This window comes from Streptomyces sp. NPDC001617 (assembly GCF_053596855.1).
Genome location: NZ_JBSFHA010000011.1, coordinates 47819 through 69911 on the forward strand (window position 1 = coordinate 47819; position 22093 = coordinate 69911).

General features: G+C 67.7%; 21 protein-coding genes and 2 pseudogenes. 11 read left to right on the plus strand and 12 right to left on the minus strand.

All coding sequences use genetic code 11. The annotated features are described in order from the left end of the window. The first annotated feature begins 1 nt into the window (after position 1). The 7 genes from ACWC09_RS11325 (at position 2) to ACWC09_RS11355 (ending at position 7856) form a co-directional block, all read left to right on the plus strand. Positions 2-1351 (plus strand): Rieske 2Fe-2S domain-containing protein, encoded by a 1350-nt coding sequence (locus tag ACWC09_RS11325; protein ID WP_232032812.1) that lies wholly within the window; start codon positions 2-4, stop codon positions 1349-1351. Further along, the gene (locus ACWC09_RS11330) at positions 1348-2583 is read left to right on the plus strand and encodes a M24 family metallopeptidase (RefSeq protein ID WP_450850285.1); all 1236 of its coding nucleotides are present in this window, start codon (positions 1348-1350) and stop codon (positions 2581-2583) included. The genes ACWC09_RS11325 and ACWC09_RS11330 overlap by 4 nt, the downstream gene beginning before the upstream one ends. Positions 2584-2704: 121 nt before the next feature. Then, the gene (locus ACWC09_RS11335; protein WP_450850361.1) at positions 2705-4096 is read left to right on the plus strand and encodes an aldehyde dehydrogenase family protein; all 1392 of its coding nucleotides are present in this window, start codon (positions 2705-2707) and stop codon (positions 4094-4096) included. A gap of 265 nt (positions 4097-4361) precedes the next feature. Continuing rightward, positions 4362-4829, plus strand: coding sequence for a DUF6069 family protein (locus tag ACWC09_RS11340; protein ID WP_232032810.1), 468 nt, complete (start codon positions 4362-4364; stop codon positions 4827-4829). Positions 4830-5137: 308 nt separating this feature from the next. Continuing rightward, complete coding sequence (locus tag ACWC09_RS11345; protein ID WP_450850286.1) at positions 5138-6340, plus strand: MFS transporter; 1203 nt, start codon at positions 5138-5140, stop codon at positions 6338-6340. A gap of 365 nt (positions 6341-6705) precedes the next feature. Beyond that, positions 6706-7533: an IclR family transcriptional regulator gene (locus tag ACWC09_RS11350; RefSeq protein ID WP_450850287.1), complete on the plus strand. Its 828-nt coding sequence runs from the start codon at positions 6706-6708 to the stop codon at positions 7531-7533. Between the two features lie 122 nt (positions 7534-7655). Continuing rightward, a complete protein-coding gene (locus tag ACWC09_RS11355) occupies positions 7656-7856 on the plus strand; it encodes a hypothetical protein (protein ID WP_450850288.1) in 201 nt (66 codons plus the stop codon). Between the two features lie 254 nt (positions 7857-8110). Here the strand turns inward: ACWC09_RS11355 and ACWC09_RS11360 are convergent, their stop codons facing one another. The 12 genes and pseudogenes from ACWC09_RS11360 to ACWC09_RS11415 form a co-directional block, all read right to left on the minus strand. Further along, on the minus strand, positions 8111-8569 hold the full coding sequence (locus tag ACWC09_RS11360; RefSeq protein ID WP_450850289.1) for a hypothetical protein: 459 nt from the start codon (positions 8567-8569) through the stop codon (positions 8111-8113). Between the two features lie 346 nt (positions 8570-8915). Continuing rightward, complete coding sequence (locus ACWC09_RS11365) at positions 8916-9302, minus strand: carboxypeptidase-like regulatory domain-containing protein (protein ID WP_450850362.1); 387 nt, start codon at positions 9300-9302, stop codon at positions 8916-8918. Between the two features lie 48 nt (positions 9303-9350). Continuing rightward, positions 9351-11537, minus strand: a pseudogene (locus tag ACWC09_RS11370) (MMPL family transporter); the annotation flags it as partial. A gap of 120 nt (positions 11538-11657) precedes the next feature. Then, positions 11658-12278: a TetR/AcrR family transcriptional regulator gene (locus ACWC09_RS11375; RefSeq protein WP_450850363.1), complete on the minus strand. Its 621-nt coding sequence runs from the start codon at positions 12276-12278 to the stop codon at positions 11658-11660. A 389-nt stretch (positions 12279-12667) separates the two neighbouring features. Beyond that, entirely contained in the window at positions 12668-14110 is a 1443-nt protein-coding gene (locus ACWC09_RS11380) for a carotenoid oxygenase family protein (RefSeq protein WP_450850290.1), read from the minus strand. A 382-nt stretch (positions 14111-14492) separates the two neighbouring features. After that, positions 14493-15327 (minus strand): annotated as a pseudogene (locus ACWC09_RS11385) (IS5 family transposase). Positions 15328-15657: 330 nt separating this feature from the next. Next, on the minus strand, positions 15658-15918 hold the full coding sequence (locus ACWC09_RS11390) for a hypothetical protein (protein ID WP_450850291.1): 261 nt from the start codon (positions 15916-15918) through the stop codon (positions 15658-15660). 170 nt (positions 15919-16088) lie between these two features. Further along, a complete protein-coding gene (locus ACWC09_RS11395; RefSeq protein WP_450850292.1) occupies positions 16089-16304 on the minus strand; it encodes an aldehyde dehydrogenase family protein in 216 nt (71 codons plus the stop codon). Further along, entirely contained in the window at positions 16201-16425 is a 225-nt protein-coding gene (locus ACWC09_RS11400) for an aldehyde dehydrogenase family protein (protein WP_450850293.1), read from the minus strand. Before ACWC09_RS11400 ends, ACWC09_RS11395 begins: the two co-directional genes overlap by 104 nt. 17 nt (positions 16426-16442) lie before the next feature. Next, positions 16443-16646, minus strand: a complete 204-nt coding sequence (locus ACWC09_RS11405; RefSeq protein WP_232032802.1) for a hypothetical protein — start codon at positions 16644-16646, stop codon at positions 16443-16445. Continuing rightward, entirely contained in the window at positions 16643-16837 is a 195-nt protein-coding gene (locus ACWC09_RS11410) for a hypothetical protein (protein ID WP_450850294.1), read from the minus strand. The genes ACWC09_RS11405 and ACWC09_RS11410 overlap by 4 nt, the downstream gene beginning before the upstream one ends. A 733-nt stretch (positions 16838-17570) precedes the next feature. Beyond that, positions 17571-17783 (minus strand): MMPL family transporter, encoded by a 213-nt coding sequence (locus ACWC09_RS11415; protein WP_450850368.1) that lies wholly within the window; start codon positions 17781-17783, stop codon positions 17571-17573. A 111-nt stretch (positions 17784-17894) separates the two neighbouring features. Between ACWC09_RS11415 and ACWC09_RS11420 the strand changes: the two genes are divergently transcribed. Genes ACWC09_RS11420 through ACWC09_RS11435 form a run of 4 tightly spaced genes read left to right on the plus strand, consistent with a single transcriptional unit; the run spans position 17895 to position 21877 of the window. Next, a complete protein-coding gene (locus tag ACWC09_RS11420; RefSeq protein WP_398096643.1) occupies positions 17895-18389 on the plus strand; it encodes a VOC family protein in 495 nt (164 codons plus the stop codon). 43 nt (positions 18390-18432) lie between these two features. After that, complete coding sequence (locus tag ACWC09_RS11425) at positions 18433-20205, plus strand: bifunctional 3-(3-hydroxy-phenyl)propionate/3-hydroxycinnamic acid hydroxylase (RefSeq protein ID WP_450850295.1); 1773 nt, start codon at positions 18433-18435, stop codon at positions 20203-20205. Then, the gene (locus ACWC09_RS11430) at positions 20202-21044 is read left to right on the plus strand and encodes a fumarylacetoacetate hydrolase family protein (protein ID WP_450850296.1); all 843 of its coding nucleotides are present in this window, start codon (positions 20202-20204) and stop codon (positions 21042-21044) included. Before ACWC09_RS11425 ends, ACWC09_RS11430 begins: the two co-directional genes overlap by 4 nt. A gap of 44 nt (positions 21045-21088) precedes the next feature. Next, complete coding sequence (locus ACWC09_RS11435) at positions 21089-21877, plus strand: IclR family transcriptional regulator (RefSeq protein ID WP_232032798.1); 789 nt, start codon at positions 21089-21091, stop codon at positions 21875-21877. Positions 21878-22093: the final 216 nt, after the last annotated feature.

The following is a 22093-nucleotide window of genomic DNA, read 5'->3' on the forward strand; positions in this document are numbered from 1 at the left end:
CATGACCGACCCCTTCGCCAAGCTGACACACGTCGGCCCCGGCAGTCCGACCGGAGAGTTCTTCCGCCAGTTCTGGCTGCCGATAGCCCGGTCCTCCGAGTTCGAGGCCGATGGTGCCCCGATCCGCCTGATGGCCCTGGGCGAGCGCCTCGTCGGCTTCCGCGACAGCGGCGGCCGGATGGGCATCTTCGACCACCGCTGTCCGCACCGCTGCGCCTCCCTGTTCTTCGGCCGCAACGAGAACGGCGGGCTGCGCTGCTCCTACCACGGCTGGATGTTCGACGTGGAGGGCCGCGTCACCGACATTCCCAGCAGTGCGGGAGGACGCGTGCCCACCCGCGTGCGCGCCAGGGCCTACTCGGTGCGGGAACGCAACGGCCTCGTCTGGATCTACATGGGGTCGCGCGAGACCCCGCCGCCGCTGCCCGTGATCGGCGTGGTCGCCGACGACGAGGAGCTGGAGATCCAGATGTGGCTGCGCGAGTGCAACTGGCTCCAGGGCATGGAGGGGGACATCGACGCGGCCCATCTCGCCTTCCTCCACCACGGCGGCCATGACCCCGAGGACGTCGGCGAGCACTTCGTCCTCAAGTGGGTCACCAGTGGCAGGGCCGTGGAGACCAAGGTCGTCAACACGGCCGGGGGCACCATGGAGGGCCACCGCAGGCCGAAGAGCTTCGCCCCCGACTACTGGCACTACACCCAGCAGCTGCTGCCGTCCTGGACCATCCCCGGCCAGAACCCCTTCGAGGTCGAAGAGCCCGTCGTGCGGTTCTGGCTGCCGATGGACGACACCCACTCCATGATCTTCCAGCTCAGCCGGCCTCGAGCGCTGGTGGACGGCAGGTCGGCGTTCCACGCCGGCGTCGCGGAGCTGCCGGGCGTCAAGGTCCGCATGGCAGACCTGCTCCAGCCCAACAACGACCAGGACTGGTACGGCAGGTGGCGGCTCACTCCCTCCGAGGAGAACAACTACTTCCTCGACCGGGACGCCCAGGCGAAGGGCAACTACACCGGAGTGCAAGGCATCCAGATCCAGGACAAGATGATCACTGAAAGCATGGGACCAGTCGTGGACCGAACCCACGAGCACCTGTCCGCCTCGGACCTGATGGTCAGCCGGACACGGCGGCGCCTCCTGAAGGCCGTCGACGCGTACGCAACAACCGGGGACCTCCCGGCCACCCTGGACGACACCGAGCTCACCCGCGGCCTCATGGCCGGCGGCGGTCATGTCCCCGAGGGCACCGACTGGCTGCAGTACTACCGGGACGTGGCAGAGGCGGCGGGCGCCGATCCGCGGATCCTGGAGAGCGATCTCGTCGAGGCGACCGAGGGGGTAGGGGCATGACCGCGAAACAGTATCCCGTCCTTCCCTTCGCCGCCCGCGAACTGCGCTGGCAGCGCACGCGTGACTTCATGCGGGACAAGGACCTCGACTGTCTGCTCGTCTTCGGCCTCAAGGGCCGCGAACGGTACGAGGGTTACCTCGCCAACGAGGTCCTCGACGGCGTCGTCGTCTTCTTCGCCGAACGCGACCCCGTCCACCTCACCTGGACCCACCACCGCTACACCCGCCGCCTGGCCGCGAACATGCGGGACGTGCGCTTCTGGATCGACGATGTACGCATCGGTCCGTTCGGCCGCGGGGTGGTCCAGGCACTCACCGAAGAGGGACTGACGTCCAGTCGTATCGGTGTGGTCGGCATGACCGGGAGCTCGGCGGGGGAAATGGAGGGCCTCATCACCCACATGATGTGGGACTACGTCCTCAACAACCTGCCTGAGGCCGAATTCGAGGACATGTCCCTCGACTTCGCTCAGACGATGCTGCCCAAGACGCCGCAGGAACTGGAACTGGTCCGCTTCGCCGCCCAGGCGGCCGAGGAAGCCTGCCAGACCATGCTGGAGATGATCCGGCCCGGCGTGCGCGAGGCCGAGATCTACGCGGCAGCCGTGGAGGTCCTCCACCGCAACTCGTGCACCACCACCTATCCCCACGTCATCATGAGTGTCGGCGCGGACGACCCGGGTTGGGCGCCGCCCTACTGGACCTACGCCGGCGGCGCCTCCCGGACAGTCCAGCCCGGCGACCTGGTCCAGGCCGAGATCATGTCCTGCTACGGCGGATTCGAGACACAGGTCCAGATGTCCGTCGCGGTCGAGCCGGTACCGAAGGTGCTGCACACGCTCCATGACGTCGCCCGTGACTGCTACGACGCCGGCCTCCGGGCCCTTCGTCCGGGAGCCGCCTTCCTCGACGTCGCCCGGGCCATGAGCGAGCCCCTCCTGAAGGCCGGCCACTACAACATGACCCCCCTGGTGCACAGTCTCACTCCCGCGGCCTTCGCGGGGCACATAGCGCTGAACGCCGAACAGATCCCCGGCCAGGACAGCCGCCGTGTCTTCCGTACCGTCGAGCCGATCTCCGACCTGGAACTCGTCCCCGGCATGGCGTTCGCTTTCGAACCCAACGCCTGTACAGGACAGCACCGCGTCAACATCGGCGGCACCGTCGTCGTGGGCGAGAACGGACCGGACGAGCTCAACACCGTTCCCTGCCGCATGCACGTCGTGTCCTGACGGAACTCCGGGCCCGTTCCGCCCGCGGTACTCGCTGATCTCACCGCCCCGTTCCTCACCTTCCTGACGGCACCGGCCGCCCCTCACTCCAGGAGACACCGTGTCCGAGCACAACCACCCGATGACAGTGGGCGGCAAGGACGTCCACACTGTCGATACCTTCGGGGTGCACAACCCCGCCACCGGCCGGGTGTTCGCCCAGGCGCCCGACTGCTCGCCAGCCCAGCTGAACGACGCGACGCAAGCCGCCGCCGACGCCTTCCCGCTCTGGCGCGACAACATGGACGCTCGCCGCAGCGCGCTGCTGGCCGCGGCTGCACGCATCGAGGAGAGCGCCGAGGAGCTCGCCACCTTGCTCACGCTGGAGCAGGGCAAGCCCCTGGCCGACGCCCAATTCGAGGTCATGGTGACCGCGATGACCCTGCGGGGCACGGCCGCCCTCGACGTGCCCCGGGAGGTGATCCGGGACGACGACGAGGAGCGGATCGAGGTGCTGCACCAGCCCATGGGCGTGGTCGCGGCGATCACCCCGTGGAATGTCCCACTGATCCAGGCCGCGATGAAATTCGCGCCGGCCCTGCTGGCGGGCAACACCGTGGTACTGAAACCGTCTCCTTTCACGCCGCTCTCCTCGCTCGCACTCGGAGTCGTTCTGCGTGACGTACTGCCGCCGGGAGTGCTGAACGTCATCAGCGGCCGGGACCCGCTGGGTGCACAGCTCGCCGAACACCCCCTGGTCCGCAAGGTGACGTTCACGGGTTCGGTCGCCACCGGAAAGCACGTGGCGGCGTCGGCTGCGCCCGACCTCAAGCGCATCACCCTGGAGCTGGGCGGCAACGACGCGGGCATCCTCCTCGACGACGTCGACCTCGACGCCATGGCCGACAAGCTGTTCTGGGGCGCGTTCGTCAACTGCGGGCAGATCTGCATGGCGCTGAAACGTCTCTACGTACCACGCGCCCGGTACACCGAGGTGGTCGACGCCCTGGCGGACCGGGCACGGTCGGTCCAAGTGGGTGACGGCATGCTCCCCGGCGTCCAGATGGGCCCGCTCGCCACCGCGCCGCAGTTCGCCAGGGTCCAGGAGCTGGTGTCGGACGCGCTGGCCGGCGGTGCCACCGCGGTCGCCGGAGGCCGGCGCCTGGACGGTGACGGCCACTTCTTCGCGCCGACCATCCTGAGGGATCTCGAGGACGGCGTGCGCGTCGTCGACGAGGAACAGTTCGGGCCCGTTCTGCCGGTGATCCCGTACGACGACGTCGAAGAGGCGGTGGCCCGGGCCAACAGTACGCACTTCGGGCTCGACGGCTCGGTGTGGAGCGCGGACGCGGAGCGGGCCGCGGCGGTGGCGGCCCGGCTGGAATGCGGAACCTCCTGGGTCAACACGCACGGCATGCCAGCACCGGGCGTGTCTTTCAGCGGGCACAAGTGGAGTGGCCTCGGCGTGGCCGGCGGACTGGCCGGCCTGCTGTCCTACACCGAGACCAAGGTGCTGCACGTCGTGCGCAGTTGATGAGCACCGGCGTCCGCGTGCATGCCCGATGCCCATGAGCAGCCGGCGCCTGTCAATCCTCTCGAAGTGTGGAGCCCATCCTGTGCGGCCAGTCCCACGGTGGGTCCGGCCCAGTACTCGTTCCCGTAGTCGATCCGGCTCTTGAACCCGCACATGCTCTGTAGGTGGCGGGTGGTGCAGACAGCCGCTTCCGAAAACCGCCTGACGCCCGGGCGGAACACAGGGCCCCAAGCGGCCGACCGCCCGTCACCGAAGGAGTCTTCCCATGTCCACCACGCCTTCCTCCGCCACCCCTGCACCGGCGCGGTCCATACGCTCCGCGCCCAGCCGGGCCGCCGCCGCGGGATGGCTGATCGCGGGCACCGTGGCCGCGATCATCGCCGACGCGCTGATCGCCCTTGTCTCCCGGGCGGCCGGAGCCTCCGACGACTTCGAGCCCCTCCAGCCCGGGCCATACGTCACCTTCACTGTCCTGGGCGTCATCATCGGCGCAGTCGGATGGGCGGTGATCCGCAGGTGGTCGGCCCGGCCGCGCGCCCTGCTGTCCTGGCTGGTACCCGCGGTCGTGGTCATCTCCTTCGTCCCCGACCTGCTGATGCTCGTCAGCGACTACATTCCGCACGCCGATGCCGCCGGGATCATCGGACTGGTGCTCATGCACGTCGCGGTCGCCGCGGTGGCCGTCGCCGCCTACCACCGCGCCCTGCCCCTGAACGACACGCCCCGAAGCTGACTCACAGCCGCCCATCCATCACCCCACACACCACTTGACCTCTTCAGGGTGCGGCCATACGGTCCAACATAGTCCCAATTAACAGAATAATGTCCCGCCTATCAGGACATTCGCTGGTGGGGCGTGAAGGTTCCCCGGCGGCGCGCTCTGCTCATGCAATAACTCGCATGATTCGACGCCGCCGAATCATGGCCGGCGCGCTCCCCGCGTTCGGCAGAAGACATCCGACCGCGAGATCCCCGCAACCGCGGCCCCGGTTCCATCCCGGGCGCTGGTCCCTTCCTTCCGTTCCCCATCTGGAGGCCGGCATGCCGTCCGATACCGTCACACCCCCTGTTGGCCGCAGTCTGGTTCCACTCGGACTGTTCCTCCTGGCCGCACAGAGTTACCAGCTCGTCGCGTTCCCCAACTTCCTCGATTCCCTGCAGACCGAGCCCGGCTGGCACCTGTCACCGAGCACTGCGGGACTGATCGGGAGCACGGCTTTTCTGGGCGTTCTGGCAGGCGTCCACGCCGCAGTGGCGCTGGCCCGGCGCCTCGGGCTCCGGCAGGCGACGCTCGCCGCACTCCTGTGGCTCACGCTCTGGTCCGGGGCTTGCGCACTCGCAACCGCCCCTTGGCAACTGGGACTCTTCAGCATGCTCGCCGGAATCGGCACAGGCGTCGCGTTTCCCCTGACCCTGAGTCTCGTCAAGGACTCCGCCACCAGGATCGGGACCGCGCGCCAAAACGCCGCCCCCAAAGGCAGGCGCGCCCGCGCGGACGCGGCCACCCGCGCCAGGCGTTCACTCGCAATAGTTCCGCTAGGAATACCCATCGCGGGATTCGTCGCCCAGAACACGGCGGGCGCGCTGCCGGTCGAGAACGCGTGGCGCCTGATCACGGCCATGGGAGCGGGCCTGGGAATCATCGCCGTTGCCCTGTGCCTGTGGCTACTGCCGCGCGGTACCGACGTGTCCGTCCTGGCCCCTGGCCAGGACGGACACCGCGAGCCGGGCCGGCGGGTCATCGTGTGGACGGGCGCCCTCGTGATCGGAGCGAACCTGATCGCCTGGTCAGGCCTGACGGGACTCGCCTCCGTCGACCTGCGCTTCAACGCCGCGCTGAGCGCGGGCCCGGTTGTGGCGATCTTCGTCGTGGCGTGCATGGCGATCCATCGGAACGGGACGTCCACCTCCCGCTCGGAGACCGCCCGGGCCACCATGGCTTTCATCCTGCTCTATCCGCCGGTCACGGTACTGACCGCTGCTGTGGTGCTGAGCCTCCTCGCAGGCCAGCCCCTCTCCTTCGTCATGCCGCTGATCGGTGTGTGGATAGCCGACGGCTACCTTCGGTCGCTGACGCTCTGTACGGCACCGCGCGTGCTCGACGGCCGTCCTCACCCCGCCCTTCAGGAGCACGTCGGCACCATCGCGGACGCCGGGCACATCACCCCGCTGCCGTCACCGTTTCACCCGGGCCCGAAATGTGACGGTGAGTTCACGACACCACCCCGCCCGAACCTGCCGTAGTTCGACCTGGCGCTGTTCGAGGCGGCGTTCTGCTTCAGCTGCCACGAAGTCCGCATGCATGGAACCGCCGTGCCACCCGCACTGGCCACGCAGTTCTTGGACGCGGGCGCCCCGCAGCCGCACACCCTCCTGGCCCTCTTGCGCGAGGCAGCACCGTAGCGGGTCGGCCCCAGTCGCTCAACAGGTCGCTCATCCGGTCAGAGACGAGAACGTGCTGATCGTCGTACGGTCCTGATCCCGCGTTGTTCGCCAGGACGTGGGCATGCCCGAACACTACAGGTGAACGAAGAAGGCCTAGCCCGTCAACCAGCAATGCCCGCTACGCGAGACGCCGTTGTCCCGCCCGGCAGTCGCATACTGGGCGAGTGACACCTGACGCTACGCACAAGGAAGCCGCCGCGCAGGACGGCGGCGAAGCCGGAATCAAGATCATCGGGCGGGCTGTCGCGGTGCTCCGCGCCCTCGCCGGCGAGCGGGAGGGACTCAGCCTCTCCCAGCTCGCTGAACGCACCGGGCTCCCGCGCTCGACGATTCACCGGCTGGTCTCTGCCCTGGAGGTCGAGGGCGTGCTGGTCGCAGCCTCTGCTACGGGCCGCGTCCGCATCGGTCCCGAATTGGTGCGATTGGCCGAGGCCGGCCGACCGGAGATTCGCGCCCTGCTCCGGCCGACGATGGAGCACCTCGCCCAGACCCTGGAGGAAACCGTCGACCTCGCGGTCCTGGAATCGGGCCGACTGAGAATCACCGATTCGATACAGGGGCAGCACACATTGCGTGCCGTATCGGTGGTGGGAAGCAGCTTGCCGCTGCACTGCACCGCCAACGGCAAAGCCGTCCTCGCGAAGTTGAGCGACGCCGAGATCGCGCGCCTGCTCCCGGCACGACTGACTCGGCTCACCCCCTCCACGATCACGCGACGGGCCGCCCTCGTGGAGGAACTCACGCAGGTTCGGCGAACAGGCATGGCCTTCGATTTGGAGGAGAGCACTCCCGGCGTGTGTGCCGTCGCCATCGCCGCCCAGGACACCTACGGCAGACTGGCGGCGCTCTCCGTGCCGATCCCCGCCATTCGCTTTCATGGCCGCGAGCAAGACATCGTCGCTGCACTCAACACGGCACGGGAGCAGGTCTCGTCGGTGCAGTCCGACACGCTGCCCGGATCCGACACATACGACGCATCGCCTCCCTCATGACTGCGAACAGCGCCTACCGGCCCAGCAGTCAACAGCCGGCACAGCGATCCGCGCCTGGGTGAACTCGCAGGCTTCCGCAGCTCGCCGAGGTCGAGCGACCGCACATTCGACGACGCGGGTGCGTGGGCGTCCGGGCAGCCCGGTTGGCCCAGGGCCACGGGTCGGGCGAGCGGCTCGCCGGTGCGGACCGCGTCGGCGGCGGCCCGGTGGACGTACAGCAACAGGCCGGTGCGCAGCCGGGGCGCAGGACGGCCGCGTACTCCTCCTCGCCGAAGTCCCAGGGCAGCCGGGACGTCATGCCGTGGAAACCGCCGATGTCGTGACTCCAGAAGGAAGGAGAGCGAGAGGCCCGCTCGCAGAGTCGAAGTGACGTCCTGCCAGGTCGCGTTGGGGTCGCCGGTTTTTTTGGCGCCGTGCCGCTGGCCGCCAGTCCCATGAGAACCTATTTCTGAACCTCGTATCAGCAGACCAGAGACCGCAGGCCCGAAACGAGAGCTTCATGGAAGCGTTCGTGGAACGGTCGCGGTGACCGTTCCACGAACGCAACGACTGATATGACAGTGACGTCAGCGAGAGCTCAAGCGTCTGCCCGACCGCTGCCATGTGCGGGCACGCGGACATGGTCGTCGGCGCGCAGGAGAGGGTCGGGCAGTACCGACAGCAGGGGTGGCCACCACGTGGGATGCGCTCGGAGCAGATGGCGGAGAGCGGGGCTGTTCTCAACGGTATGGCGGCAGTAGTCCGCCCACGGGCCGGCGCTGCCGCTTTCGGGGATCAACTGGTGCACATGCACTCCGCTGGTCATCACGTCAGCGAGCAGTTCCGCAAGGGTGATGACGGCCTCACGTTGGGGGCCGGCCTCGGGGAGCGGCTCACCGCCGTAGAAGTGCTCCCGCATACCCTCCCGCTCCAGCATGAGGATGTGCACCTCGCGCAGGGACCCAAGTACCGTGTCGTTCGCCGACGCAGCCGCCACGGCATTGCTCACCTTGGCCTGCCCGATGGCCACCTTCGTCTGCCTGGCCAGATAGAGCATCGACCACGCGTTGAGACACAGAACTGATCGGCTCTGATTCGGCCCTGTCGACAGTTTGGTCGGCGAGCTCAGCTGGCTTCGTCGCCCCACTAAAGCGCCACCGAGCTGAAGAGCACGATGCCGACGAGCAGGTTCTTCCTCATCATGCTCGCAATCCCAGTGATGCAGCCAGGTGCACCGGGTAAGCCACTTCACCCGGGGACCGGTCCCCGGGTGAAGTGGCTGTTTGACGATCAGCAAGTGGCGCGCGGTGGGGTCACTGTCGACGGTTCGCCGACGGAGCAGACAAGCTGAGGAACGGACCTGACCGTCGCCGGCACATCTCCGTGCACATCGGTGACAACAATCAACGCGCCCTCGGCAGGCCCGCGTCGTCCGGCCCGCCGGTCCCGGCTAGCAGCACGTCGTACGCCAGCGGCTCCTCGCCCACCTCCAAGGTGGCGGCCCGCCGTTGATGGCCGTCGGCCGCCGCGGTCAGGACGTACGAGCCGGAGGCCGGCGTCGGCATCGAGTACCGGCCGTCGAGCCGGGTGACGGTACTGCCGAGCTGACGCCCAGTCAGGGAGGTCAGTGTCAGCGTGGCGCCTTCGACGCACGTACCCTCCGCGTCGCGCACCTGGCCCTCGATGGACGGCCCGCTCGTCGCGGGAACGGAGGCAGGCGCGCTCTCGGTGGAGGCGTACGCCGCCTGTGGCTCGGCCTCCGTCGACTTCCGCAGAGCACCCACTAGCACCGGCTGCCGCTCCGTCTGCGGCTCCGTGGGCGGGGCCTGCGTGTTCCCGCTCTGGTGCTGGTCCTGTGCGCGGAGCCGCTCGCCCTCGACGTCCACATTGGGCAGGGCGCGGTCCAGCCACTTGGGGAGCCACCAGGCGCTCTTTCCGAGCAGTGCGAGGACGGCCGGGACGATGGCCATGCGGACGATGAACGCGTCGAAGAAGACCGCGGCCGCCAGCCCGACGCCCATCATTTTGATCATGGACTCGCTGGAGCTGATGAAGCCGGCGAAGACGCACATCATGATGATCGCGGCGGCCGTGACCACGCGTGCGCTGTGCTTGAAGCCGGTCACCACCGCCTCCTTGGGCTCCTCGCCGTGGACGTAGGCCTCACGCATCCGGGTCACGAGGAACACCTCGTAGTCCATCGCCAGGCCGAAGACCACGCCGATCATGAAGATCGGCACCAGCGACATGATCGGGCCGGATTCCTCGACACCGAGCAGACCGGCCAGCCAGCCCCACTGGAAGACCGCGACCACGGCGCCCAGCGCCGCCAGCACCGACAGCAGGAAGCCGAGGGCCGCCTTCAGCGGGACGAGGATCGAGCGGAAGACCACCATCAGGAGCAGGAAGGCGAGGCCGACCACCAGCGCCAGGTAGGGGATCAGCGCGTTGGTCAGCTTCTGCGAGAAGTCGATGTTCATCGCCGTCGTGCCGGTGACCAGCACCCGGGCGTCCGTGTCGGCCTTGATGCCGTCGGCCTTGTCACGGATGGCGTGCACCAGGTCCTCGGTCTGCGTCGAGGACGGCTTGGAGTCCGGGATGACGGTGATCGTCGCCGTGTCGCCAGCCTTGTTGAACATCGCGGGGGTGACCGTCGCGACGTCCTTCAGACCCTCGACTTCGTCGGTCACCGAGCTGGCGGCCGCCTTCGGGTCGCTGCTGTCCTTCGTGTCGACGACGATCATCAGCGGGCCGTTGAAGCCGGGGCCGAAGCCTTCCGAGAGGAGGTCGTAGGCCTTTCGCTGAGTCGTGGACGCCGGCTTCGTGCTGTCGTCGCCCAGCCCGAGTTGCAGCTGGGTCACCGGGAGGGCCATGGCCCCCAGGGCGACCACGCCCAGCACCAGGACGGCGACGGGACGGCGGACGACGAAGCTTCCCCAGCGGGTACCCATGTTGGGCTTGCCCTCGGTGTTCTCCTGCGCCTTCCTGCCAACGGACCGCTTGCTCTTCTTGCCTGTCGGCTGGATCTTCCGGCCCACGTAGCCGATCATCGCGGGGATCATCGTGAGGGCGATCAGCACCGCGAGCACGACCGTGCACGCCGCCGCGAGACCCATCTTGGTCAGCACCGGGACGTCGACGACCGAGAGGCCGACGAGTGCGATCACGACCGTCAGCCCGGCGAAGACCACTGCCGAGCCCGCCGTGCCCGTGGCCCGTCCGACCGCGTCCTCGCGTTCGCGGCCCTCGGCCAGTTCGGACCGGTAGCGGGAGAGGATGAACAGGGCGTAGTCGATACCGACGGCGAGGCCGATCATCATGGCCAGGATGGAGGTGGTGTCGCCGAGGTCGAGCGCGTTGGCGAGGGCCGTGATGCCGGCGAAGCCGATACCCACCCCGATGAGGGCGGTCAGCAGCGGCAGCCCGGCCGCGACGAGCGAGCCCAGCGTGACGACGAGGACGACCGCGGCGACGGCGACACCGATGAGCTCTCCGGCACCCGACGAGGGCGAGTCGTCGAGCACGTCACCGCCGATCTCGACGGTCACCCCGGAGTGCCGGGCCTTTTCCACCGTCTTCTTCAGGAAGTCCTTGGTGGAGTCCTTCAGTTCCTTGGCCGGGGCGGTGTACTTCACCTGCGTGTAGGCGATCGTCCCGTCCTTGCTCACCGCGTTGTGCTGTGTGAACGGGTCGGTGACGGAATCGACCTCGGGCCCCTTGCCGAGGTCCTTGACGGTCTGCTCGACGAGGGCCTTGTTGTCGGCGTCTGTCATCTTCTCGCCCGCGGGAGCCTTGAAGACGACGTTCGCGTTCCCTCCGTCGGCGCTCGAGCCAGGCGAACGCTGCGCCAGCAGGTCGTAGGCCTTCTGGGACTCGATGCCGGGGATCGAGTAGGACGATGAGCCTGCGGCGGGCGCGTTGAAGGCCGCGACGCAGGCGGCGGCCAGCAGGGCGGCCCAGAACAGGGCGATGTAGTGCCGTCGCCGGAAGGCGAATCGGCCGAGTTTGTACAGGAAGGTAGCCACGGGACGTGCTCCGGGTCAGTCGTGGATGGTTCAGGGCAGCGAGCAGGCCCGACAACGATGGGGGCCCCACATGCCCTGGAGGCAGGGGGGAGGTTGCGCCAAGTACGGCTGGAGAGCGGCCTACTGCTGGGGACTGGAAGAAGAGGAGAGCCGGACGCCGAGGGCGGGGAAAAGCACGGCGTCGGCATACGCAGCCAGGAACGCCCGCGTCGGCGGGCGATCGTCGATCAGAGTGCGGACGAAGTAGCCGCCGATGAGTACGTGCGGCACATAATCCAACGCAGGGTTGTCCGCACGGATCTCGCCTCGGTCAACGGCACGCTGCAACACCCGGTTGAATTCGGCCCGTTCCGGTTCGATGAGCAGTTCCCGGAACGCCCGCCCGAGGTCAGGGTTGTGGTGCATCTCCATGATCAGGCCACGCATCAGCGCGGAGTTCCGTTCCATGCCGGAGTCGTCCTCGATGGACAGCGCAGCCAGAAAGTCTCCCCGCAGCGATCCGGTGTCGACACCCCTGACGCTGGCGCGCTTGTTGTGACGCATCGCCTTGACGACCAGCTCGGCCTTGCCACCCCACTGACGGTAGAGCGTCGCCTTGCTGCAGCGGGTGCGTGCGGCCACGGCGTCCATGGTCAGCGAGCCATAGCCGACCTCACGAAGCAGATCGAGCACAGCCACGTACAGCTCGGCCTCGCGCTCGGGCGTGATCCGACCGCGACGCGACATTGCAACCTCGACCATCACACCCCCTAGGAACGAAACGGTTTCGTACGGATCACCGCACAGCCATGACCATACCGCCCATCCGATGAAAACGAAACCGTTTCGTACGCGAAACGCGTTCAGGCCTACGTGAGCCATGGCGCCCCTCCCGATGGACCGCGGGGCCAAGGCTTCGCCGCGCCCGAGCGGACTCGAACCTCAGCACCTTGCCGTATCGGGTCTGACGTGGGACGCAGCATGCCGCCAGTGGGACGATGCCGCGGACTTACATCGCCGCGAAGAACGCGAACAGCACTTCCCCGGCCCTGGGGGGTCGTAGATGTCAGGCACCGGGACGGCCGTGGGTGGGGCATCCGCTGGCCGGCGGGAAGCGTCGTCGCCCCGCCGGCCAGCGGGATGCCGGGGGCTCAGGAGCCGCATATGGCGGCGTCGAGATCAGCGGCGTCCGACCAACTGCCGTGGGTTGTCAGGGGAACTCGGTGGTTGAGCTTGATCCGGGCGATGGGCGCGGCTGTGAAGTCCTGGGCCTCCTGAACGATGACCTCGCTGCGGTCAGTGGTGGGGTCCCACCAAGTCGACAGCAGCCAGCCGTCGTCCTCGGCCGTGGCTCCGGGGCGGGGCACGAACTCAGGTTCGCTGGGGGAGGTCAGCACACCGTCGGCTGTCTGCATCGACGTCTCGCCCGTGAGGTAGTCGTGCTTGGCCAGGCCGTCGATGAACCAGTCGCCGGTTCCCCGCGTCGTCGCGTAGTAGCCGTATCGGTGGCGCTGGCCGGTGCGCTGATCGTTGATCCGGGGGAACTCACCGAGGACGTCGTTGACCTGACTGTCCGTCGCCTTCCCTGTGGCAAGGTCGAGTTCCCAGCGCCAGGGGGTGGCGACAATGTTCTTGAACCACCAGTTCCAGTCGCCGCCCGGCGGCGGTGACTCGAGCTCCTTCCAGGTGGGGCCGAAACGGGGGGTGCGGTGCCCGTCGACGACGATCTTGGAGCCGTCCTGGTAGGCATTGAGGAAGTGGGTCTCCGTGAAGGCGTCGGGCGCCTCGACCCACGTCACCTCGCCTGTCCTGCGATGCAGGACAGCCCAGCGGCACGTGTCCAGCGTTTCCGGCTCCCAAACCGTGGACGGGACACCCTTGAGATAGTGCTCGAAGCGGACCATCGCCGGATTCACCAGGAAGATCGCGTAGTCGGTGGTGACAGCGTAGTCATGGGTGAAGGTGGGGACGCCCAGATCGACCGTGTGAAGGTCGAGGACCCGCCCGTGGCGGTCGGCCCGGAACCAGGTGACCGTGCCCCCCCTGTTGCCGAAGGTGAGGATGTCACCGTTGGCCGGATCGATCTTGTGGTGGGCCGTCAAGGGGGGTCCGCTGAACCCGCCGTGGAAGTCGTAGCGCTGACTGACCGTCTCCAACGTGTCCGGCCGCAGCTCGTGCGGAACGTCAGCCTCGCAGAAGACCAGCAGGCGGTTATCGAAGAGGCTCACGTGCGTGTTGGCGAGGTTTTTCGGAAAGGTACCGGGCGGCAGGGGGAATTCACTGGGGTTCATGAAACCGCCGTAGAGGGACCGGCCCTCCTGCCTCTCCCGCTGCAGGCCGACGGTCTCCACGTAGCGGTTGCGGTAGCTCGCCCTGCCGTCGCGCAGGAAGAGGGCGTGGACCATGCCGTCACCCTCGAACCAGTGGTAGCGGCTCGGATCCTTAGGCCGGTACATAGGGTTCGCGCCCACCCGGAACAGCGCACCGTTCAGCTCGTCCGGGAGCTGGCCATCGATCTCCAGATCGAATGCCTCACCCTCTTCTCGCCAGGGTGCGTAAGGCCCGTTGAGAAACATGTTGTTGGAGTCCCACATGGACACCCCTCCTTGTCATGACCATGCGATCCTGAATGTCAGAACATCATCCCAATATTTGGGACTGGTAGTGACCGTATAGCCGGTAGCTCGAAAGGGTCAATCCCTTCACAGCCGCAAGGTTCGAGGTGGAGTGAGTAATTCCTGAGTAATTCCCGAGTGATTCCTGTGAATGTGAATCCAGTAGCCACGTCTATTGCCAGGTGCCGTTTTCTGGGCCTACCGTCCCTCTCGGCAAGGCCATCGTCCTCATCTGTGGATTCCCTATGACCGATGCCACTGTCAGCGCCGCTTCCGCACCCCCGGCAAGACCTTGTCGTGGCCCACTTCGTTCGCCGGCCTGCGGGTAGCAAGTGCGTCCCGAGCCCGCCGCTTAGAGGTCCTAACAAAGGCGTTGGACGTGGCGGTGGGTGATCAGACAGGTGGCGAGTCCGAGGAAGGCCTCGTGGATGTCGTCGCGTCGTTCCCAGCGGATGCGCAGGCGGCGAAAGCCGTGCAGCCAGGCGATGGTTCTCTCCACGACATAGCGGAAGATGCCCAGGCCGGAGCCGTGGGGCTGGCCGCGTTCGGCGATGGCCGGGCGGATGCCGCGTTGCCACAGCAGTCGCCGGTACTTGTCGTGGTCGTAGCCGCGGTCGGCGAACAGCGTGTCCGGCCGTCTGCGGGGCCGGCCGACCACTCCTGCCACGGCCGGGACCTTGTCCAGCAGCGGCAGCAGCTGGGTGACGTCGTTGCGGTTGCCGCCGGTCAGCGACACCGCGAGCGGGATGCCCTGGCCGTCGGTGAGGACGTGGTGCTTGCTGCCCGGGCGTGCGCGGTCGACCGGGCTGGGACCGCTTTTGGGCCCCTGCGTGCCGCCCGCACGTGGGAGGAGTCGATCACCGCCCGCGACCAGTCCAGCCTCTTCGCCGCCCGCAGCTTCTTCAGCAGCACCAGATGCAGCTGGTCCCACACGCCGGCCTCGTTCCACGCGGCCAGCCGCCGCCAGCACGTCATCCCCGAGCCGAAGCCCAGCTCCTGGGGCAGGTACTCCCACTGGATGCCGGTGTGCAGCACGAACAAGATCCCGCACAGCGCCTGCCGGTCCGGCACCCGGGTCGGCCCTCCACCAGCTTCGGCCCCGGCTCGGGCAGCAACGGCTCGATCAGCGACCACAGTTCATCCGACACGATCCACGGCCGCGACTGTCGTTTCCCCACGACCACACCAACGACCATCCACACCGAAAGTCACATGATCAACAACTTCTGTTAGGACCTCTTAGGCCGGAACCGGTAGGATTCCGGCCTGAAGTCGACCCCGGAGACCGGCTCCAGAACCAGCTTCAGCGCGGCCTGGACGACCCGGTCGGCGATCACGGGAATCCCCAGCCGCCGAACCTTTCCCGCCCCACCCGGTTTGGGAATCTTGCGCTCCCGCACAGGTAACGGCCGGAACGAGCCCTGCTTGAGCTCGGCCCGTAGGCCGTCCAGTACTACAGCAGCAGATCTTTTGACGGCCACCGCTACGAACCGGGCGGTAGCCGCCGATCGGATTGCTGTATGCCGCTACGCGGCCGCCCGACGGCCGCTGAACGGCGTTTTGGGAAAGAATCCGGCCTTGGCGTGGCCGGATATATCGTCTCCGTCGACCTTGGCGGTGAACGTGACTTTCACGGCCACCGGCTTGGTCGCGTCGACCTTCCACGTCGCCTCGTCGCCGTTGACCGAGCCGTCCTGGATCTCGGTGGTCTCGCCCATGGACGACTGTGTGCCGGTCAACGTTTGCCCGTCAGACCGCAGTTCCAGCTGCAGCACCTGGGTTCCCATCGGGGTCTTCATAGTAATGTCCCAGCTTCCGTTGACGCTCAATGTCTGGCAACCTTTCTCAATCTTCACTGGATGACGCGAACGAAGGTTCGCAAATGAGCACTCAGATTCACGGCTTGCCGTGGCTGGTGTTCGAAGCCGTCTGGTTCAGTCGGCATGCACACTCAGCTTTAACGAAGCGTGGTTTCGTTCGGTGCCCCTCCCCGGATGGTGTGCAGGACCTTGGTGTTGGTGAACGACAACAAGCCCGGCATTCCACCCTCCCCGCCTAGCCCACTCCACTTACTCCCGCCCGGTGTAGGCACGGCGTGGGTGTTGACCCAGGACGTACCGCATTCCAGCCGGGTAGCGAGCGCCGCGGCCCGTTCCGGATCCGCGCTCCACACCGCACACCGAGCCGTTCAGCCCGAAGTGGGTGTCATTGGCCCGCGCGAGCGCGTCCTCGACATCGCCGTACGCCATGACCGGCAGTACAGGCCCGAACTGTTCCTCAGCGACGACCCGCATCCGTTCATCGAGGTCCGTCAGGATGGTGGTGCGAAGAAGTAGCCGTCGCCATCCATGCGTCGGCCACCTGTCTCCAGCGAGTCGACCCGCCAGCAGACTTGGGGGGTGAGTTTGCCTCCGTCGGACGCGGTCCGGCCGCGCTGCGGCACGAATTCATGGTGCTCCTGCTCGGGCTGCGCGGACGGGAAGACGATGCCGAGTTCCTCGTCCTCGTCGGTCACGGGCCGAACTCACGCATCTTCTCCAGGCCGTTGACCCAGAAACCGGTGTGGCCGAGTCCGGTGATCGCCATGGTGCCTCCGTGGCTGCTGTGGATGGGGCCCGTCCGTGTCGCTGCGGCCCGGACCGTTCCTGGGTCCTGCATGAGCTGGAGCAGGCCGCAGCGGCCGAAGGGGACTACGCCAAGCTGCACAGGGCAGGCCTCGTCGGCGTTCCGGTCAGACCCGCGAGCAACCCGACGTGGACCCATACTCAATTTCCGCAAAGCAGGACTACCGTCTTGCTAAAGAGGACACTAACGCTCCTGCGGTATCGAGGTCAACAAGCCGCCCTGCAGCTCAACCGCTGCCCCTGGGACCAGGACCGAGTAGGCGGCCCGCTCGAAGCGGGTCCGCGGACGGCAGCCCGCCGATCGCGTGTCGCGCTCCCTGACCGAGGTCGCCGCGCGCCGGTACTGCTGTATCGATCGGGCCTGCCCAGTCGCGATCTGCGCCGGGCAGATACCCGTGCTCACAGCGCAATCGGGCGCGAACTGGGTCGGCGCTCGTCGGGCGCACCTGCGCGAAGCTCGGGGCCAAGAGCGGGATCGGATCCGGCGCGGAGATGCAGCTGCGCTTGGCGCGCGCTCCCCTGGAGCCGGCTGCAAGAGGTCACAGTGCGTGCGGCCGACGACTTCGCTGCCGCGCAGCGCGAGATCGTTGAGCGCATCGCACGGGCGGAGTCATGATCGCCATCCGGCGGGATCGAGGTCGCCGGCGGAAAATGCGACGGAATGATCGGGGCCCGGACAAAGCGTCCGGGCCCCGATTCGTCAGGAGTTCGCGTGTCAGCGCGACATGTCGCCCGAGACAGCAGTCTGCGCGGCGCGGTCATGCGATCCGGGGTCGGCCTCGCTGACGAGTGCGGCCGTCTGAGCCGACTCGGAATCATGGCCGTGTCCCTGGCCTGAGTCCGGCGGACAGGTGCGGCAGGACGCGGTCTAGCCAGCCTGGGATCCACCAATTGGCACGGCCGAGCATCTGCATACACGCGGGCACCAGCACCGTGCGCACGATGAACGCGTCGAGGGCCACTGCGGCGGCCAGGCCGATGCCGGATTCCTCGACCGCCACGCGCTCGGCCGGTCCGCTCCTCGCCATGACATCAGGCCACGCGCCGCGCACGTCCCACAGTCAACAGTTGACGTCTAGCTCGGCATCCACCTATCGTCCTGTAAAACAAGACTCTAATCCTGAAAAAGGAGACACGCTATGGCGATTACTGGTCTCGGTCACACCGGTTTCTGGGTTCACGACCTCGACGCGATGCGCGACTTCTACACGCGGGTCCTCGGCCTGACCGTGACCGACGAGGACGAGGAGCTGGGCATCGTCTTCCTCTCCTCCTGCCCTGAGGAGGAGCACCACGAGTTCGTCCTGCAGCGCGGACGGACCGCCCACGACGGCGCCAAGCTCACGCATCAGGTGTCCTGGCGGGTGGACTCTCTGGAGTCGGTCATCGAGTTCCACCACCGGTTCCGCGCCGAGGGCATCGAGGTACAGCAGGAAGTCACCCACGGCAACGCGATCGGTATCTACTTCTTCGATCCTGAGGGCAACCGCAACGAGGTGTATCTGCGGGTGGAGCGCGACGTGCGACAGCCGTTCCGCAAGACCCTCAACCTCGACCAGGAGCCCGCCGACGTCATGGCCGACGTGGAGCGGCTGCTGACCGAGGGCGGTCCCGCCTATCAGCCGGTCCAGTAGCACACCGCGCCCTCACACGCCGCCGACCGATGGAGTCCCACCCATGAGCAACCCCCAGCCACCGCATCCGGAACCGCGGCGAAGATTCGCTTCGGCAGCCCCGGTGCAAGCCGACGTGCTCGTGGTCGGCGCCGGTCCGACGGGGCTCACGGCCGCCCATTTGCTCGGCTCACTCGGCATACGCGTCCTGCTCGTCGAGCGCAATCCGACAACGAGCGACGACGCCAAGGCGATCAGTCTGGACGACGAGTCGCTGCGCACGCTGCAGTCGGCCGGCATCGACGGGGCGGTCTACCCGATCATCGTGCCCGGCACGGGAACGAAGTACTTCGACGTCGGTGGCCGACCCCTCGTGCACGCCCGCGGCCTCGGCGACCAGCGGTTCGGGCACCCGTTCAAGAACCCCTTCGCCCAACCCGACCTGGAGCGGGTACTGGTCGAAGAGTTGCGCCACAGCCCCGATGTCGAAACCCGTTTCCACACACGGCTGTTCTCGCTAGAACAGCACTCCGACCGGGTACGGGTCGGAGTCGGGCCGAGCGATGGCACGGAACCGGCCGAGCACTTCGACGTCTCGTACGTCCTCGGATGCGACGGCGGACGCAGCACCGTCCGGGAACTGCTGTCCATCCCCATGCAGGGGCGCAGCTTTCCCGACGTGTGGCTGGTCGCCGACACAGTGGAAGATCCCCACGACCAGCGCTACGGCATGCACATGGGAGACCCCAGCCGCCCCACGGTCATCGTTCCGGGGCGCGACGGCCGGTGCCGCTACGAGTTCCTGCTGCACCCCGGGGAGGGCCTGCCCGGCGATCCTCCACCGTTCGAGCTGGTACGCGGTCTGTTGCGGCCGTACCGCGAGATCACCCCGGACCAGGTCGAGCGCGCCGTGTCGTACACGTTCCACGCACTGCTGGCCGACCGCCTGCGCGACGGACGCTGCTTTCTTCTGGGCGACGCCGCCCACATGATGCCGCCCTTCGCGGGCCAGGGACTCAACTCCGGCGTGCGAGACGCGGCCAACCTCTGCTGGAAGCTCGCCGACGTCCTGGCCGGACGCTCGGCAGACACCCTCCTCGACACCTATGACACCGAACGCCGCCCACACGCTCAGGCCGTCATCGACCTCTCGGTCCGGCTCGGCCGCATCGTCATGACGACCAGCCGCAGCCGCGCGCGGCTGCGCGACCTGTTGGTGCGCATCGCCATGCACACCCCGCAGGGGCGCCGGTACCTCACCGAGATGCGGTACCGGCCGAACACCCGCGTTCGTTCGGGCGCCGTCGTCCCCTTCGACGGCAAGAAAGGGTCACCGGTGGGCACGTTTCTTCCGCAGCCACGCGTCCTGCACGGTCCGCAGCTCCAGGTGACCCGGCTCGACAACGTGCTCGGCCGCGGCTGGAGCCTGCTGGGCGTAGGCCTCACCGACGCCGACTGGAACACTGCCGCGCACGCCGGTCTTCCCGCAGGCACACGGGTGTCGGTCGTCCTCGATGACCGCTACCCCCGCGACCGCCCGGGGCGCACTGCCGTAGCCGACGCCGACGGCCGACTTCAGGCGCTGTTCGGCGGGCTCACGGGACACTTCCTGCTGGTGCGCCCTGACCGGCTGATCGCGGCCGTGTTCCCAGCCGACCAGGCAGAGCGTGTCTCGCAGAGCCTGCGTCGTTTCGCGCCCGCTCCAGGGCGCGATCTCTCCCTTGCCGCGTCAGACGGTCCGGCGGAGATCAGTCACGGGGTCGTCCGGCCGCGGCCCGCACCGACCGCACACCCCGTCACCAAGAGTGTTTCCAAGCCCCAAGGAGGGCCCCGATGAGGCTCAGCACCGTCCGGCTGCACGACGAGCGCGGCACAGCCGCTGCCCGCCAGGAAGGGGACGAGTTCGTTCTGCTGCCCTACTCCGACGTCGGCGAACTGCTGTCGAGCGGCGACGACTGGCCTGAACGCGCGGCCGCCGAGGGCGGCGACCGCATCTCCCTGTCGACCGCGTCCCTCGCTCCCGTCGTCCCTCACCCGAACAAGATCGTGTGTCTGGGCCTCAACTACGCCACGCACATCAAGGAGATGGGCCGGGCGACCCCGGCCCATCCGACGCTGTTCGCCAAGTACGACGGCTCCTTGATCGGACCCTACGACGACGTGCACATTCCGCCGGTGAGCGACGACATGGACTGGGAGGCTGAGCTCGGTGTGGTGATCGGACACTGCGCACGTCACGTGTCGCCGGACCAGGCGCTGGCGCAGGTCGCGGGCTACACCGTCCTCAACGACGTCACCGTCCGGGACTGGCAGCATCGCACCCGTGAGTTCCTGTCCGGCAAGACCTTCGAGGCCACCACCCCGGTAGGACCCTCGCTCGTCACACCGGACGAACTGCCGCGCGGTGCGTCCGGACTGACGATCAGCTGCCTCGTGGACGGCACCACGATGCAGAAGTCCAACACGGCGGACCTGCTCTTCGACGTCGCCACGATCATCGCGTACGTCAGCACCATCATCACGCTGCTGCCGGGCGACCTCATCGCCACGGGTACCCCGGGGGGCGTGGGTGCCGGCTGCGACCCCAAGGTCTTTCTCCGGCCGGGGCAGGAACTCGTCACGGTCGTCGAGGGGATCGGCGAACTGCGCAATACAGTGGTCAAGGACCGATTGTGACGCCCGGTGCCCGAGACGCCGCGACACCCGTTACGATGTCTCGCATGTCAGGAACAGCGTCCACCAGCTATCGCGAGCGTAACTCCACGGCCGACCGGGCCCTGGACATCCTGCTCATGTTCACCGACACCCACCTCGTCGTCTCCGGCACCGCTGTGGCCGAGCGACTCGGCGTGGCTCGCTCGACCGCGTACCGGTACCTCCAGAGCCTCGTGAGCAGCCGCTTCCTCGAGGAGGCGCCGGGTGGGGGCTTCCGGCTGGGGCTGCGCGTCATGGAGATCGCACGGCTGGCACGCCGCAGCTACGGCCTGTCCGAAGTCGCCCTCCCGGCGATGACGGCGCTCGCCGAGGACGTGCGGGAGACGGTCCTGCTCACCAGGCGGACCGGAGAGCTGGTCGTGTGCGTCGATCGGGCCGAAGCAGGGACGGGCGCCGTGCGCATCTCCTACGAGAGGGGCAGCACTCTCCCCCTCAACGCGGGTGCGGCGGCACTCGTCCTGCTGGCCTGGATCCCCGACGAGGAAGCCCGCCAGCTTCTTGAATCAGCAGACCTGCGCCGTTTCACTCCCGCTACCCTCACGGACGTCGACACTCTCATGCAGAGGCTGGCCCATATCCGGCGCGGCGGCTACTCGGTCACTCGTGGCGAACTCGACGCCGACGTGATGGGGGTCGCCGCTCCCGTCCGTGACGAGCAGCAGCAGGTAGTGGCAGCGGTGAGCATCGCGGCCTTGGCCTCTCGTGTGTTCCCCGAGGCGGAGGCGGAGCTGGCCCGGAAGGTTCAGGAGACGGCACGGGAGATCGGTGAGCGACTGACAGCCGTCGGGGGCTGACACCCGGGCGGTGCCGAACGAGGTGTACGGACGCTGTGGCGGTTCGGGCTCGAACTAAGGGCCAACGGGGGTCTTTCCCCCGTGGCGCTGCACTCCTTCCCAGGCGTGGCGGCCTCCTACCCTTGCTGAAGCAAGTGTCCCGCCCATGGCGGATGCCGGGGCCGCTGGCAGCGGTCCCGGCATCCGGCGGTTGTCTCCGGGCCGAGGCGCCGACTG